The sequence below is a fragment of the Acidovorax sp. 100 genome (genome assembly GCF_003688355.1).
GTDB classification, from domain to species: domain Bacteria; phylum Pseudomonadota; class Gammaproteobacteria; order Burkholderiales; family Burkholderiaceae_C; genus Acidovorax; species Acidovorax delafieldii.
This window is the reverse complement of sequence record NZ_REFD01000001.1, coordinates 3,301,610-3,315,570: the sequence shown is the minus strand read 5'-3', so window position 1 is coordinate 3,315,570 and position 13,961 is coordinate 3,301,610. Positions and strand designations below refer to the sequence as shown.

The following is a 13,961-nucleotide window of genomic DNA, read 5'->3' as shown; positions in this document are numbered from 1 at the left end:
CTACCAGCCATTTTGACTTGTATTTTCTGACATGACAGCCCAACTCATCGACGGCAACGCCCTTTCCCGCCAACTTCGCAGCGAGGTGGCGCAACGCGCTGCCGCCCTCACCGCCCGTGCCCACCAGCCTGGCCTGGCGGTGATTCTGGTGGGCGAAGACCCAGCCTCGGCCGTGTATGTGCGCAACAAGGTCAAGGCCTGCGAGGACAGCGGCGTGCGCTCCATCTTTGAAAAGTACGACGCCGATCTCAGCGAGGCTGCGCTGCTGGCACGCATCGAAGCCCTCAATGCCGACCCCACGGTGCACGGCATTCTGGTGCAGATGCCCCTGCCTAAGCACATTGACCCGCACAAGGTCATCGAGGCCATTGCCACCTCCAAGGATGTGGATGGCTACTCGGTGCTGTCGGCTGGCGAACTCATGGCCGGGCTGGACGGTTTCCGCCCCTGCACACCCTACGGCAGCATGAAGCTCATCGAGTCCACGGGCCAGTCGATCAAGGGCAAACATGCCGTGGTCATCGGGCGCAGCAACACCGTGGGCAAGCCCATGGCCCTGCTGCTGCTGCAGGCCAATGCCACGGTCACCGTCACCCACAGCGGCACCCCCGACCTGGGCTACCACACCCGCCAGGCAGACATCGTGGTGGCTGCGGTCGGCCGCGCCAACACGCTCACCGCCGACATGGTCAAACCCGGTGCCATCGTGATCGACGTGGGCATCAACCGCAAGGCCGACGGCAAACTGTGTGGCGATGTGGACTTTGAGGGCGTCAAAGAGGTGGCGGGCTGGATCACCCCCGTCCCTGGCGGGGTTGGACCCATGACCATTACCATGCTGCTGGTGAACACCATCGAAGCCGCCGAGCGGGCTGCCGCGCGCTGACCGCGCCCGGGGAAGACGCCAGCCGCTTTGCAACTTGAACCTGCGCCGCCTGGCGCCATCTAATCCCGCATGAGCAACGCCCTTCTCGACTTCTCCGACCTCCCCGCCTTTGACCGCATCACCCCACAGGACGTAGCCCCTGCGGTTGATGTGTTGCTGGAGCGTGCCAATCAGGCTCTGGAGACCGTCACGGCGCCCGACTCCCCTGCCCGCTGGGATGCCATCGCCAAGGTGCTGGATGTAGCCACCGAACAGCTGGGCCGCGCCTGGGGGGCTGTCAGCCACCTCAACAGCGTTGCCGACACGCCGGAACTGCGCGCGGCCTACAACGCCGCCCTGCCCCGCGTCACGGAGTTCTGGACCCGCCTGGGCGCTGATGAACGCCTCTATGCCAAGTACAAGGCCATCGACCCCGCCACCCTGACGCCCGAGCAACGCCAAGCCCACCGCAACGCAGTGCGCAACTTCGTGCTCAGCGGCGCTGAGCTGACCGGGGCGGCCAAAGAGCGCTTCGCCCAGATCCAGGAACGCCAGGCCGAGCTGAGCCAGAAGTTCAGCGAAAACGCGCTGGACGCCACCGATGCCTTTGCCTACTACGCCACCGCAGAGGAACTGGACGGTGTACCGGCCGATGTGCAGCAAGCCGCTTTGGCGGCGGCACAGGCGGACGGGAAACCAGGCTACAAGCTCACCCTGAAAATGCCTTGCTACCTGCCGGTGATGCAGTTTGCCACCCGCAGCGACCTGCGCGCCAAGCTATACCGAGCCTATGTCACCCGTGCATCAGACCAGGCCGAAGGCGAAGGCCAGAAATTCGACAACACCGCGCTGATTGGCGAAATCCTGGCCTTGCGCCGAGAAGAAGCCCAGCTGCTGGGCTACGCCAACTTTGGTGAAGTGTCCGTGGTGCCCAAGATGGCCCAGTCGCCCGCCGAGGTTGTCCAGTTTTTGCGTGATCTCGCACGCCGCGCCCGGCCCTATGCCGAAAAGGATGTGGCCGACCTGCGCGCCTTTGCGGCCGAACACCTGGGCCTGGCCGATCCGCAGCCCTGGGACTGGCCCTACATCTCTGAAAAGCTCAAGGAAGCCCGCTACGCCTTCAGCGAGCAGGAGCTCAAGGCGTACTTCACGGCACCCAAGGTGTTGGCAGGCCTGTTCAAGATCATTGAGACGCTGTTTGAAGTGTCCATCCGCCGCGACACGGCACCGGTGTGGCACCCTGCGGTGGAGTTCTATCGCATCGAACGCAACGGCCAACTGGTGGGCCAGTTCTACCTCGATCAGCCCGCCCGCACCGGCAAGCGGGGCGGCGCCTGGATGGATGACGTGCGCACGCGCTGGCAGCGCCCCGACACCGGAGTGTTGCAAACGCCGATTGCCCACCTCGTCTGCAACTTCGCGGACGGCGTGGATGGTAAGCCGCCACTGTTGACCCACGACGACGTGATCACGCTGTTCCATGAATTTGGCCATGGACTGCATCACATGCTGACCCAGGTGAACGAACGCGATGTTTCCGGCATTGGCGGCGTCGAATGGGACGCCGTGGAGCTGCCCAGCCAGTTCATGGAAAACTTCTGCTGGGAATGGGATGTGCTCAAACACATGACGGCCCACGTGGACACCGGCGAGCCGCTGCCGCGCACGCTGTTTGACAAGATGATCGCCGCCAAGAACTTCCAGAGCGGCATGCAGACCCTGCGCCAGATCGAGTTTGCCTTGTTCGACATGCTGCTGCACACCGAACACGACCCGGCCCAGGACTTCATGCCCCTGCTGACCCAGGTGCGCCAGGAAGTGGCCGTGCTGCAGCCGCCCGCGTTCAGCCGCACGGCCCACACCTTCAGCCATATCTTTGCCGGCGGCTATGCAGCGGGGTACTACAGCTACAAATGGGCCGAGGTACTCAGCGCCGACGCCTACGCCGCCTTTGAAGAAACCGCCGGTACCGACGGCTTGCCCAGCACCGAAACCGGGAGACGCTACCGTGAGGCCATCCTGGAAGCGGGTGGCAGCCGCCCCGCCATGGAGTCCTTCAAGGCCTTCCGTGGCCGCGAGCCCAGTCTGGATGCCCTGCTGCGCCACCAGGGCATGGCGGAAGAACTGACCGCCTGAGGCTGCAGACTTAACAACCCGCAGCCTGACGTCTAACAACCAGAGTCAACAATAATGAGGAGAACCCGCATGGCCCGTCTTTCATTCGCTCCTGCTGCAGCTGCTTCTTTATTGATGGCCTTGGCATCTGTAGGCGCCCAGGCGCAGGCGGTCTATCGCATCGTTGGACCGGATGGCAAGGTGACCTTTTCGGACCGCCCCCCCGCCGAGGCTACTGCCCAGCCAGCGCGCAGCAGTGCCGCCGCGGCAAGCCCTGCGGCTGCCAATGGAGCGTTGCCCTACGAACTGCGGCAGATTGCCAACCGGTACCCGGTGACCATCTACACCGGCAGCGACTGCGCGCCCTGCGGCAGCTTGCGCAACCTGCTCACGTCACGCGGTGTGCCTTACACCGAGCGCACCGTGGTCAGCAATGAGGACATTGCGGCGCTGCAGCGCCTGAGCGGGAACTCCAGTCTGCCCTTTGGCACCATTGGGGGCCAACAGTTGGTGGGGTTTTCTGACGCCGAGTGGATCCAGTACCTCGACGCGGCGGGCTACCCCAAACAATCACAGTTGCCCAGCAACTATCGCCAGCCAGCGCCCACCCCGTTGGTCGCGGCCAAGCCGATAGAAGCGGCACCAGCGGCTGCTCCAAAAGCTCCTGCTCGGCCCACACCGCCACCACCGGCAAACGATGGCCCCACACCGAGCAATCCGGCAGGCATCCGGTTCTGACAGTGTCATTTAGCCGCCATCTGCGATGAGACCATTTGTTCACCCAGCAAAAAGGGGCCTGTAGAGGCCCCTTTTTGCATTTACTTTGTATCGACAGGCAGCGGGCGTGAGAGCGCCCCATCCACCGCCCAAATCGTCAATAGGCGATCGTCTTCACCCCCTGCGCCGTGCCCAGCAGGCACACGGATGCCTTCTGGTGGGCAAACACACCCACGGTCACCACGCCAGGCCATTGGTTGATCTCTGACTCGAACGCCAGCGGGTCGGTGATGGACAAGCCCTTCACGTCCAGAATGTGCTGGCCGTTGTCAGTCACCAGTGGCTGTCCGTCCTTGAGTCGCAAGCTGGCCTGTCCACCCATGGCGGCAAAACGGCGCGCAATGTGATTGGCAGCCATCGGGATCACCTCCACCGGCAACGGGAACTGGCCCAGGGTCTTCACCAACTTGGATTCGTCGGCAATACACACAAAGCGCTCGGCCAATGCTGCCACGATCTTCTCGCGTGTCAGTGCCGCGCCGCCACCCTTGACCATGTAACCCTGGCCGTCGATCTCGTCCGCGCCGTCGATATAGACGGAGAGCGATGGGACCTCATTGGCATCGAACACGGCAATACCCAGTGCCTTCAGGCGCTCAGTGCTGGCTATGGAGCTGGAGACAGCGCCCTTGATCTGGTCCTTCATGCCCGCCAGGGCGTCAATGAACTTGTTGACGGTGGAGCCGGTGCCCACCCCCACAATCTCGCCAGGCACCACGTATTGCAGCGCGGCTTGGCCTACCAGGGTCTTGAGTTCGTCTTGGGTCAGGGGAGTGGTGGTCGTCATGGGAGAAAATCGGGGGTAATCCTGAATTATCTCCCCATGTCCCTGATCCCCTACGCCCTCACCCGCCCCTTTCTCTTCGGCATGGATGCCGAGGCCGCTCACGAACTCACCATGGACATGCTGGCGCGCGGGCAGCGCACGCCGCTGCAATGGGCCTGGTGCAACGAAACTGTGAACGACCCCATCACCCTGGCGGGGCTGAAGTTTCCCAACCGCGTGGGCATGGCGGCGGGCCTGGACAAGAATGCGCGCTGCATTGACGCGCTGGGCGCCATGGGTTTCGGTTTTGTCGAAGTGGGCACCGTGACCCCCAAAGCGCAGCCGGGCAACCCCAAGCCGCGCATGTTTCGCCTGCCCGAGGCCCGCGCACTGATCAACCGGCTGGGCTTCAACAACGAAGGCCTGGATGCCTTCCTGCGCAATGTGCAGCAGGCGCAGTTTCGCAAGCAGACCCGCCAGCAGCACCCCATGCTGCTGGGCCTGAACATCGGCAAGAACGCCACTACCCCCATCGAGAACGCCACCAGCGACTACCTGATCTGCCTGGAGGGCGTATACCCCCATGCCGACTACGTGACGGTCAACATCAGCTCACCCAACACCCAGAACCTGCGCGCATTGCAAAGCGATGCCGCACTGGATGCACTGCTGGGAGCGATTGCCGAGCGCCGTGAGACGCTGGCCGCCCAGCACCAGCGGCGCGTACCGGTTTTTGTGAAGATTGCACCGGACCTGGACGAAGCCCAGGTGGCAGTGATCGCCGCCACGCTGCAGCGCCACGGCATGGACGGTGTGATTGCCACCAACACGACCATCAGCCGCGCTGCGGTGCAGGGCATGCGCCACGCGGAAGAAACGGGGGGGTTGAGTGGCACTCCGGTGCTGGAAGCCAGCAACCAGGTCATTCGGCAGCTGCGCGCAACCTTGGGCAGCGGATTCCCCATCATTGGTGTCGGCGGCATCATGAGCGCCGACGACGCAGTGAGCAAGATTCGCGCAGGGGCAGACGTGGTGCAGATCTACACCGGCCTGATTTATGAAGGCCCTGCGCTGGTCGTGAAGGCCGCCAAGGCCATCAAGGCCTTGCGCTAACCCCTCGGGCCACAAACGCTCGACCACATGACCCCATAAGAAAACGGAGCCTCTGGCAACAGGGCTCCGTTTCAGTTGTTGGCGTGGGTTTGAGCAGCGGGACGCCGCCCTCCGCAACCCCGCCAGTGGTCAGCGCCGCAAGCGCATCAGCATCGGCAGGACAATGCCCGCCCACCGGATCAACCTGCGCGGGCCGGCCACCAGAGCGACACCGGCCATGGCCGCCACCGCCAGCGGGTGTTCGCGCGCGAACCCGGCGGCGCGCAGCGCCAGCGAGGCATCTCCACCGCCCGTGGCACCTCCGGCTTGCTCCGCGAGCGCGCGGGCCTGGGCCCGGGCCACGCGGCGGGCACGCAGCCGCTCGCGCTGCAGTTCAATTCGGTCAAGCACGCGCTGCTGCTCCGGCGTAGCCACCAGCCTTACCGTGGGCGCAGTCTGCGGTGTACCAATGGTGGGGTGGGGGGTGCTCACAAGCGCTCCTTGATGTCACGCCAGTCCTGGGCCAACTCTCGCCGCGTCAGCGCAAAGCCGCTGCCCGCGCGCTGCGCCACAGACACCAACGACACCGTGGCGGCGGCCCAGCCTGCACCCCATACGGCAGCCACCAGCCACGCCACCAGCGTGCGTTGCGGTGAGTCCCAAAAGTGCACCAGCACCGCCAGCGACACCATGATCAGGGCCACCACCGTGAGCCCAACGACCAGAATGGTCAGCACCAGCAGTTGTTGCAGCCGCTGCTTGAGGTCCGCCCATTCCAGGCGGACCAGATCCATCCGGTCTTCGGCGGCGATGGCGCCCTCGATCAGGTTGGCACGCCAGCGGGCGGCCAACCCTTCCAGACCCAGCAGCGAGAGCCAATTCATGTCTTGTTGCCTCTGTGGCGTGCCGTCATGGGAGGACAGCGACGATCAGCGGCGTGCAAGCAGAAAGCCAACCAGCGCACCCACGGCCAATGCGGCACCCGCCACACGCCAAGGTTCGTCATGGGCGTAGCGGTCGGCTGCCAAAGCGGCTTCCTTCGCTTGGCGGGCGGCGTCCTGAGCAGCGCGCACAGCGGACTCACGCACGTTGTGCATGCCATCGTCCAGGCGCTGGCGCAGCAGCTTGATTTCAGGCACTGCGTCCAGGTCCTTGTTGGCCAACAGCCCCCGCAGATCGGAAACCAGCTTTTCCAGTTCGCCCTGGGTGGTCGTGGTGTCAGAAGCAGTCATACAAGCCTTTCTGTGTAGTGCCAAAAGTGATGGAAAACCCCGCACGCGAACGTTGGGACTGAAGTTCATCTTAGCCATCCGCGCAGAAACCCCTCGTAGGACGGGGACGCAAGAGGTTACTGATTGCAAATGGCTTGCTGCAGATCAAACCAGCGCAGCCACATGCTCCGCAATGGCCAGGGCACTTGTCAAGCCGGGCGACTCGATGCCAAAGAGGTTGACCAGCCCGGCTACCCCATGGACAGCAGACCCTTGAATGACGAAGTCGGCAGCGGGTGCACTGGGCCCGTGGATCTTGGGGCGCATGCCCGCGTAGCCCGCCGCCAGAGCGCCACCTGGCAAGCCCGGCCAATATTTGCGCACCTCGGCATAGAAGGCATCGCCGCGCGCGGGGTCCACCTGCAGATCGTCGGGCGAGTCCACCCATTGCACGTCCGGGCCAAACTTGGCCTGGCCGCCAAGGTCCAGCGTGAGGTGTACACCCAGCCCAGCCGCCTCGGGCACCGGGTAAATCAGTCGGCTGAACGGTGCCTTGCCAGACAACGTGAAATAGTTGCCCTTGGCGTAGCAAGCGGTGGGCACATGCTGCGGGGCCAGCCCCTCAAACCTTGCAGCCAGCGCGGGGGCGTGCAACCCGGCGGCGTTGACCACGGTGCGCGCGCGGAGACGCGTGCCATCCATTGCTTCTAAATCAATAGCATCAGAACCAATAGATGCTAGCGCTAGTGGCGAATTCAGCGCTACAACACCACCCGCATGCTCCAGATCGCCCTGCAGCGCCAGCATAAGCGCATGGCTATCGACGATGCCGGTGCTGGGCGAGTGCAAGGCACCAACGCAGGCCAGCGCGGGCTCCATCGCCAGGGCTTCTTCGCGGCTGAGGCGTTGCAGGTCCAGCACTCCATTGGCACGGGCCCGCACCTGGATACCTTCAAGGCTGTCCAGCTGGGCGGCAGAGGTGGCCACCAGCAGCTTGCCGCAGCGGCGGTGGGGCACACCGCGCTCCGTGCAGTAGGCGTAAAGCAATTCCTTGCCCCGCACGCACAACCTGGCCTTGAGCGAACCTGCGGGGTAATACAGCCCGGCATGAATCACCTCGCTGTTGCGCGAACTGGTGCCAGTGCCGATGGCGTCCGCTGCCTCCAGCACCATCACCTCCCGCCCCTGGAGCGCCAGTGCACGGGCCACCGCCAGACCCACCACGCCCGCGCCTACCACCACACAATCCACCGTATCGATCATCAGTGCATCTCCTGCATCACCTGCCGGGTGCCGCGTCAGGCCTGCTCAAAACCATCGAGCACGTTGACGGCATTGGTGCCCAGCTCGGCCGCCGCATAGCCGCCTTCCAGCACGAACACCGTGGGCAACCCCAGCCGTGCCAGCCGCTCGCCCAGGCGGGTGAAATCTGACGAGGCCAGTGCAAACCGCGAGATGGGATCGCCCTCAAAGGCATCCAGCCCCAGAGAAATCACCAGCCCGTCGGCGCGGTAATCCGTGATGCGCAGGCACGCTTGCTCAAGTGCATCGAACCATGTTGCCGCGCTGGTGCCCGCAGGCAAGGGCAGGTTCAGGTTAAACCCAACACCAGCCCCCTCGCCCGTCTCGTCGGCGTGGCCCAGGTAGAAGGGATACTCCGTGCGCGGGTCACCGTGCATGCTGATGAACAGCACATCGCTGCGGTCGTAAAAGATGCTCTGCGTGCCGTTGCCGTGGTGGTAGTCCACATCCAGCACCGCCACACGCTGGGCGCCCTGGTTGCGCAGGGTTTGCGCTGCCACGGCGGCGTTGTTCAAGAAGCAATAGCCCCCCATGAAGTCCGGGCCCGCATGATGCCCTGGCGGCCGTGTGCAGCAAAACGCGGCGCGCGTCCCCAGCGCAACGCGTGCCGCCGCGCTGGCAGCCGCATCGGCCCCCGCCTTGGCTGCGGCCCAGGTTCCTGCCGCCATGGGTGTACCGTTGTCCATGGAGTACAGCCCCAGCCGTGCGACAAAGTTATCGGGTTCCACATCACTGCGCAGCGTGCGCACCGGCCAGACAGACGGAAAAGGCTGCACTGACACATTGGTTGGGTCCAGCGCCAGCCATTGTTGCCAGGCGGTCTGCAGAAAGGCCAGATAGCGCGGCGCATGCACCTGCGCCAGCACGGCATTGCAGTCCACATCAGGCAACACCAGGGCGTGGCCGCGTGTGCGCAGGGCGTCTTCCACATAGTCCACACGTTCGGGTTTTTCAAAACAGGGCACGCGCTCACCCCGGAAGAATTCGTGGGCCGGTGCATGCCCCTGGTGCAAGGGATTGTGGAAGGTGATCATGGATGCAGCGTTGCAGGTACGGGCGACAAATGTAGCGCGCAAGCCTGCGTTGTACGCCGCTTTGGCGAATGGTCGCTGCACTTTGCAGCTAGCAGACAGCCGGACGAGCCAAGAAAAAACCCCTGCAGGTCGGGAACCTGCAGGGGTTTTTGAATTGGTGGGTGATACATGGATCGAACATGTGACCCCTGCCGTGTGAAGGCAGTGCTCTACCGCTGAGCTAATCACCCGTGCAAGCACCTTGGAGAAAGATACCGCTGCGAAAAGTCTGGCAGCAACATGGTGGGTGATACATGGATCGAACATGTGACCCCTGCCGTGTGAAGGCAGTGCTCTACCGCTGAGCTAATCACCCTTGTCGCTGCGACAGCCTTCTATTATGGCACAGCTTTTCAGGCCGACTGGAGAGTTCGCCAAATTGTTTTGCCACCGCTGGCCTTGTCGATCTGCGTGAGCACCTCGGCATGGGCCGCCTGCTCTTGTTCGCTCGCCCGCAGCACCGGCAGCGCAAGGCCACGCAAATCGATGGCTGCCACCTTCACGCCGTCAGCGCTGTCATGGCCATCGTCGGCGATCAGCAAGGCATCCTGCCCGCGTGTGAGATTGATGTAGACGTCGGCCAGCAGCTCGGCATCGAGCAAGGCGCCGTGCAGCGTACGGCCCGAGTTGTCCACGCCCAGGCGGTCGCACAGTGCGTCCAGCGAGTTGCGCTTGCCCGGGTACATCTCCTTGGCCATGGCCAGCGTGTCGGTCACGCTTTGCACATAGGTGCCAAATGCCGGGTGCCCCACCAGCTCCAGTTCCTTGTTGAGAAAGCCTACGTCGAACGCAGCGTTGTGGATGATGATCTCGGCGCCTTGCAGGTACTGCAGGATGTCGTCCACCACGTCGGCAAATTTGGGCTTGTCCTTCAGGAACTCGTTGCTGATGCCGTGCACCTTCAGCGCATCTTCATGGCTGTCACGGCCAGGGTTGAAGTACAGGTGCAGGTTGTTGCCGGTCAGCTTGCGGTTGAGCAGCTCCACGCAACCCAGTTCAATGATGCGGTCACCACCTTCGGCCGAAAGGCCGGTGGTCTCAGTGTCCAGAACAATTTGCCGGGACATCAGTGGTTTTCCTTGGCGTGGTTGATCGTGTACTTCGGAATTTCAACGATCAGATCGGTCTGCGCCAGGATGGCCTGGCAGGACAGGCGCGACTGCGGCTCCAGGCCCCAGGCGCGGTCCAGCAGGTCTTCTTCCTCTTCTTCTGCCGCATTCAGCGAATTCAACCCCTGGCGCACGATGACGTGGCAGGTGGTGCAGGCACAGCTCATGTCGCAGGCGTGCTCGATGTTGATGTGGTTGTCCAGCAGGGCTTCGCAGATCGAGGTGCCTGCGGGCGCCGTGATCTCAGTGCCAGCGGGGCAGTATTCGGGATGGGGAAGGATCTTGATGACAGGCATGGGGTGGTCTTTTTCTTGTTCAGAGGGATGCGCTGGCTCGTATCACAGGCTCGCAACGTTCTTGCCGGCCAGGGCCTGCTGGATACCGCGGTTCATGCGCTGGGCTGCAAACGCCTCGGTGCCCTTGGCCAGGGCTTCCGTGGCGGCCTCGATGGCCGCGGCATCGTCGGCGTCGCGCTGGTGGCGCAAGGCCACCATCAGGGCGTCGATGGCAGCCCGCTCCTTGGGGCTGAGCACGTCGCCATCCGCGTCAAGCGCGCTTTGCGTGGCGATCAGCATGCGGTCGGCGTCCACGCGGGCCTCGACCACGGCACGGGCTTTCATGTCCTGCGCGGCCGTGGCAAAGCCATCCTGCAGCATGCGCGCGATCTGGTCGTCCGTGAGGCCGTACGATGGTTTCACGTCAATGCGGGCCTCCACCCCACTGCCCTGCTCTTTCGCGGCCACGCTCAGCAGGCCATCGGCATCGACGGTGAAGGTCACACGGATGCGCGCAGCGCCTGCCGCCATCGGGGGAATACCGCGCAACTCAAAGCGCGCCAGGCTACGGCAGTCCTGCACCAGGTCACGCTCGCCTTGGACCACATGGATGGCCAGCGCGGTCTGTCCATCCTTGTAGGTCGTGAAATCCTGCGCCTTGGCGGTAGGTATGGTCTCGTTGCGCGCAACAATGCGTTCCACCAGCCCGCCCATGGTCTCGATGCCCAGGGACAGCGGAATCACGTCCAGCAGCAGCAGGTCGCCTGCCGTGTTGTTACCGGCCAGCTGGTTGGCCTGGATGGCGGCACCCAGCGCGACCACTTCGTCGGGATTCAGGTTGGTCAGTGGCTCCTTGCCAAAGAACTCCGCCACGGCCCGCTGCACCTGCGGCATGCGGGTGGAGCCGCCCACCATGACCACGCCCTGCACTTCATCGCGCGCCAGATGCGCATCGCGAAGGGCACGGCGCACAGCCGCCATGGAGCGGGCGGTCAAATCGGCCGTCACCGCGTCAAAATCCGACCTTTTGACGTCAAATTGCACAGAAGCGCGAGATAGCTCTGCCTTGAACGCTGCAAAATCAGTAGCGGTCAAGGCCTCCTTGCAGGAGCGCGCCGCCATGCGCACGGCCGACTTGTCGGCTGGTGTGACCGCCTGTTGCCCCACCTGCTGCAGAACCCAGTCCGCCAGCGCCGCGTCGTAGTCGTCGCCTCCCAGGGCAGAGTCGCCGCCCGTGGCGATCACTTCGAACACGCCCTGCGTCAGGCGCAGGATGGAAATATCAAACGTACCCCCACCCAGGTCATAAACGGCGTAGACGCCCTCGCTGGCGTTGTCCAGGCCATAGGCAATCGCCGCCGCAGTGGGCTCGTTGATCAGGCGCAGCAGGTTGATGCCGGCGAGCTTGGCCGCATCCTTGGTGGCCTGGCGCTGGGCGTCGTCGAAGTACGCAGGCACGGTGATCACTGCGCCATACAGATCATCATTGAAGGTGTCTTCGGCGCGGTAGCGCAGCGTGGCCAGGATCTCGGCACTGATCTCGACGGGCGACTTGTTGCCATCCACCGTGGCCAAGCTGACCATACCGCCCTCGCCGCCATCAGCAGCAGCCACGAAGTCGTATGGCAGCTTGCCCGCTTCCGCCACGTCCTTGAGGCCACGCCCCATGAAGCGTTTGGCCGAGGCGATGGTGTTGCGTGCATCCTGGGCCTGCGCCGCCACGGCGTCATATCCGATCTGGCGACCGCCGTTGACCAAGTAGCGCACCACCGAGGGCAGCAGCACCCTGCCCTGTGCATCGGGCAGGCATTCGGACACACCATTGCGCACAGCGGCAACCAGAGAATGGGTGGTGCCCAGGTCAATGCCCACCGCGATGCGCCGCTGGTGCGGGTCGGGGGACTGGCCGGGTTCGGAGATCTGCAAAAGCGCCATGAAATTTCGGGTCTCAACGTGGTGGGGAACGCCATCACCTCAGCAAGCGACAGGGGCCCCAGGGGGAAAGCAAAACCGCTCTATTGTCCCAGTTGCTCTCGGCGACGTTCTATGTCGTCCGCAAATCGCGCAATGAACATGAGGGCTCTGACCTGGCGGGCCGCGCCGGCATAGTCCTGCTGCTGGTCGATGAGTTGCTCGCACTGCGACAGAGCGGCACGCCGGGCTTGTTCCACCTCATCGTCCAGTGCGTCCAGCTCGCTGTCTGCGCGGGCATCTTCCAGTGCCTCGCGCCATTCCATCTGCTGCATCAAAAATGCAGCGGGCATGGCGGTGTTGTCTTCGGCACGGATAGGCGCTCCGTGCAGTTCGCACAGATAGGCCGCCCGGCGCATGGGGTCCTTCAGGCGTTGGTAAGCTTCGTTGATGCGCACGGACCACTGCATCGCTACGCGCTGCGCCGCAGCGCCTTGCGCAGCAAACTTGTCGGGGTGGGCTTCGCGCTGCAGTTCCTTCCAGCGCGCGTCGATGGCGCTGCGTTCTTGTGCAAAGCGGCAAGCCAGGCCAAACAGTTCGAAGTCGTCAGATTGCAGATTCATGCGCAAGGGGGCGTGAAGAAAATCCAAGAAAAAACCGCCAGCACAGAGCGCGTTGGCGGTTTGGCGTTACATCAGCTGAAGACGTTCAGACGCGGAAGCTCTCCCCGCAACCGCAGCGATCACGCTCGTTGGGGTTGTTGAACTTGAAGCCTTCGTTCAGCCCCTCACGGACAAAGTCCAGCTCGGTGCCATCGATGTAGGCCAGGCTCTTGGGGTCAATCAGCACCTTGACGCCGTGATTTTCAAACACGATGTCCTCAGGCTCGCTCGCGTCCACATACTCCAGCTTGTAGGCAAGCCCCGAGCAGCCGGTCGTCTTGACCCCCAGACGCACGCCCAGCCCCTTGCCACGGCGGGCAAGGTAGCGGTTGACGTGCCGGGCTGCAGCTTCTGTCAGCGTAATGGCCATGTCTCTCGATCTATCTGTCAAACAATCAGGCGGCAGAGGCCGTGGCGGCGTGCTTGGTCTTGTAGTCCAGCACAGCAGCCTTGATGGCATCTTCCGCCAGGATGGAACAGTGGATCTTGACGGGCGGCAAGGCCAGCTCTTCGGCGATCTCGCTGTTCTTGAGCGCTGCGGCTTCGTCCAGCGTCTTGCCCTTGACCCACTCGGTCACCAGCGACGAGGAGGCAATCGCCGAGCCACAGCCGTAGGTCTTGAAGCGGGCGTCTTCGATCACGCCGGTTTCAGGGTTCACCTTGATCTGCAGCTTCATCACGTCGCCGCAGGCTGGCGCGCCCACCATACCGGTGCCCACCGAATCGTCACCCTTGTCGAACGAACCCACGTTGCGGGGGTTTTCGTAATGGTCAACCACTTTGTCTGAATAAGCCATGATGTG

At 63.6% G+C, this 13,961-nt stretch carries 16 protein-coding genes and 2 tRNA genes; 4 read left to right on the top strand and 14 right to left on the bottom strand.

The window, feature by feature from the left end:
• Positions 1–31: 31 nt before the first annotated feature.
• The 3 genes from folD to C8C96_RS15355 all read left to right on the top strand — a co-directional run bounded on the left by folD (position 32) and on the right by C8C96_RS15355 (position 3,718).
• The gene (folD, locus tag C8C96_RS15365; RefSeq protein ID WP_121942845.1) at positions 32–886 is read left to right on the top strand and encodes a bifunctional methylenetetrahydrofolate dehydrogenase/methenyltetrahydrofolate cyclohydrolase FolD; all 855 of its coding nucleotides are present in this window, start codon (positions 32–34) and stop codon (positions 884–886) included.
• 69 nt (positions 887–955) lie between these two features.
• The gene (locus C8C96_RS15360) at positions 956–3,001 is read left to right on the top strand and encodes a M3 family metallopeptidase (protein ID WP_121942844.1); all 2,046 of its coding nucleotides are present in this window, start codon (positions 956–958) and stop codon (positions 2,999–3,001) included.
• 69 nt (positions 3,002–3,070) lie between these two features.
• The gene (locus C8C96_RS15355; RefSeq protein WP_121942843.1) at positions 3,071–3,718 is read left to right on the top strand and encodes a glutaredoxin family protein; all 648 of its coding nucleotides are present in this window, start codon (positions 3,071–3,073) and stop codon (positions 3,716–3,718) included.
• 136 nt (positions 3,719–3,854) lie between these two features.
• Here the strand turns inward: C8C96_RS15355 and rpiA are convergent, their stop codons facing one another.
• Positions 3,855–4,544 carry a ribose-5-phosphate isomerase RpiA gene (gene rpiA / locus C8C96_RS15350; RefSeq protein WP_121942842.1) on the bottom strand — a complete coding sequence of 230 codons (690 nt, stop codon included), beginning with the start codon at positions 4,542–4,544 and terminating at the stop codon, positions 3,855–3,857.
• Positions 4,545–4,580: 36 nt separating this feature from the next.
• On the opposite strand from rpiA, the gene C8C96_RS15345 reads away from it, so the two are divergent.
• On the top strand, positions 4,581–5,636 hold the full coding sequence (locus C8C96_RS15345; protein ID WP_121942841.1) for a quinone-dependent dihydroorotate dehydrogenase: 1,056 nt from the start codon (positions 4,581–4,583) through the stop codon (positions 5,634–5,636).
• 129 nt (positions 5,637–5,765) lie between these two features.
• Here C8C96_RS15345 and C8C96_RS15340 read toward each other — a convergent pair whose 3' ends face one another.
• From C8C96_RS15340 to iscU, 13 genes are all read right to left on the bottom strand, one after another.
• On the bottom strand, positions 5,766–6,107 hold the full coding sequence (locus tag C8C96_RS15340) for a hypothetical protein (RefSeq protein ID WP_369882137.1): 342 nt from the start codon (positions 6,105–6,107) through the stop codon (positions 5,766–5,768).
• Entirely contained in the window at positions 6,104–6,499 is a 396-nt protein-coding gene (locus C8C96_RS15335) for a phage holin family protein (protein WP_121942840.1), read from the bottom strand. The genes C8C96_RS15340 and C8C96_RS15335 overlap by 4 nt, the downstream gene beginning before the upstream one ends.
• 45 nt (positions 6,500–6,544) lie before the next feature.
• Positions 6,545–6,847: a DUF883 family protein gene (locus C8C96_RS15330; RefSeq protein WP_008904788.1), complete on the bottom strand. Its 303-nt coding sequence runs from the start codon at positions 6,845–6,847 to the stop codon at positions 6,545–6,547.
• A 144-nt stretch (positions 6,848–6,991) separates the two neighbouring features.
• Positions 6,992–8,089, bottom strand: coding sequence for an NAD(P)/FAD-dependent oxidoreductase (locus C8C96_RS15325; RefSeq protein ID WP_121942839.1), 1,098 nt, complete (start codon positions 8,087–8,089; stop codon positions 6,992–6,994).
• Between the two features lie 35 nt (positions 8,090–8,124).
• Positions 8,125–9,162 (bottom strand): histone deacetylase family protein, encoded by a 1,038-nt coding sequence (locus C8C96_RS15320; protein ID WP_121942838.1) that lies wholly within the window; start codon positions 9,160–9,162, stop codon positions 8,125–8,127.
• 155 nt (positions 9,163–9,317) lie between these two features.
• Positions 9,318–9,392 (bottom strand) — tRNA-Val (locus tag C8C96_RS15315).
• 50 nt (positions 9,393–9,442) lie between these two features.
• Positions 9,443–9,517 (bottom strand) — tRNA-Val (locus C8C96_RS15310).
• 37 nt (positions 9,518–9,554) lie between these two features.
• Positions 9,555–10,268 carry a DNA polymerase III subunit epsilon gene (dnaQ, locus tag C8C96_RS15305; protein WP_121942837.1) on the bottom strand — a complete coding sequence of 238 codons (714 nt, stop codon included), beginning with the start codon at positions 10,266–10,268 and terminating at the stop codon, positions 9,555–9,557.
• Entirely contained in the window at positions 10,268–10,606 is a 339-nt protein-coding gene (fdx, locus tag C8C96_RS15300; protein WP_056744679.1) for an ISC system 2Fe-2S type ferredoxin, read from the bottom strand. The genes dnaQ and fdx overlap by 1 nt, the downstream gene beginning before the upstream one ends.
• A 42-nt stretch (positions 10,607–10,648) precedes the next feature.
• Positions 10,649–12,520 carry a Fe-S protein assembly chaperone HscA gene (gene hscA / locus C8C96_RS15295; RefSeq protein WP_121942836.1) on the bottom strand — a complete coding sequence of 624 codons (1,872 nt, stop codon included), beginning with the start codon at positions 12,518–12,520 and terminating at the stop codon, positions 10,649–10,651.
• A gap of 80 nt (positions 12,521–12,600) precedes the next feature.
• A complete protein-coding gene (gene hscB, locus C8C96_RS15290) occupies positions 12,601–13,119 on the bottom strand; it encodes a Fe-S protein assembly co-chaperone HscB (RefSeq protein ID WP_056744674.1) in 519 nt (172 codons plus the stop codon).
• A gap of 85 nt (positions 13,120–13,204) precedes the next feature.
• Positions 13,205–13,528, bottom strand: coding sequence for an iron-sulfur cluster assembly protein IscA (gene iscA, locus C8C96_RS15285; protein ID WP_056063043.1), 324 nt, complete (start codon positions 13,526–13,528; stop codon positions 13,205–13,207).
• Between the two features lie 25 nt (positions 13,529–13,553).
• Positions 13,554–13,955 (bottom strand): Fe-S cluster assembly scaffold IscU, encoded by a 402-nt coding sequence (gene iscU / locus C8C96_RS15280; RefSeq protein WP_121942835.1) that lies wholly within the window; start codon positions 13,953–13,955, stop codon positions 13,554–13,556.
• Positions 13,956–13,961 lie beyond the last annotated feature (6 nt).

Excerpts from the sequence above, each read along its gene's own strand:
- dnaQ (WP_121942837.1), bottom strand. The coding sequence starts at position 10,268 with ATGTCCCGGCAAATTGTTCTGGACACTGAGACCACCGGCCTTTCGGCC.
- fdx (WP_056744679.1), bottom strand. The coding sequence starts at position 10,606 with ATGCCTGTCATCAAGATCCTTCCCCATCCCGAATACTGCCCCGCTGGC.
- iscA (WP_056063043.1), bottom strand. The coding sequence starts at position 13,528 with ATGGCCATTACGCTGACAGAAGCTGCAGCCCGGCACGTCAACCGCTAC.
- hscB (WP_056744674.1), bottom strand. The coding sequence starts at position 13,119 with ATGAATCTGCAATCTGACGACTTCGAACTGTTTGGCCTGGCTTGCCGC.
- C8C96_RS15320 (WP_121942838.1), bottom strand. The coding sequence starts at position 9,162 with ATGATCACCTTCCACAATCCCTTGCACCAGGGGCATGCACCGGCCCAC.
- C8C96_RS15330 (WP_008904788.1), bottom strand. The coding sequence starts at position 6,847 with ATGACTGCTTCTGACACCACGACCACCCAGGGCGAACTGGAAAAGCTG.
- C8C96_RS15335 (WP_121942840.1), bottom strand. The coding sequence starts at position 6,499 with ATGAATTGGCTCTCGCTGCTGGGTCTGGAAGGGTTGGCCGCCCGCTGG.
- C8C96_RS15360 (WP_121942844.1), top strand. The coding sequence starts at position 956 with ATGAGCAACGCCCTTCTCGACTTCTCCGACCTCCCCGCCTTTGACCGC.
- folD (WP_121942845.1), top strand. The coding sequence starts at position 32 with ATGACAGCCCAACTCATCGACGGCAACGCCCTTTCCCGCCAACTTCGC.
- C8C96_RS15355 (WP_121942843.1), top strand. The coding sequence starts at position 3,071 with ATGGCCCGTCTTTCATTCGCTCCTGCTGCAGCTGCTTCTTTATTGATG.
- C8C96_RS15345 (WP_121942841.1), top strand. The coding sequence starts at position 4,581 with ATGTCCCTGATCCCCTACGCCCTCACCCGCCCCTTTCTCTTCGGCATG.
- iscU (WP_121942835.1), bottom strand. The coding sequence starts at position 13,955 with ATGGCTTATTCAGACAAAGTGGTTGACCATTACGAAAACCCCCGCAAC.
- C8C96_RS15325 (WP_121942839.1), bottom strand. The coding sequence starts at position 8,089 with ATGATCGATACGGTGGATTGTGTGGTGGTAGGCGCGGGCGTGGTGGGT.
- rpiA (WP_121942842.1), bottom strand. The coding sequence starts at position 4,544 with ATGACGACCACCACTCCCCTGACCCAAGACGAACTCAAGACCCTGGTA.
- hscA (WP_121942836.1), bottom strand. The coding sequence starts at position 12,520 with ATGGCGCTTTTGCAGATCTCCGAACCCGGCCAGTCCCCCGACCCGCAC.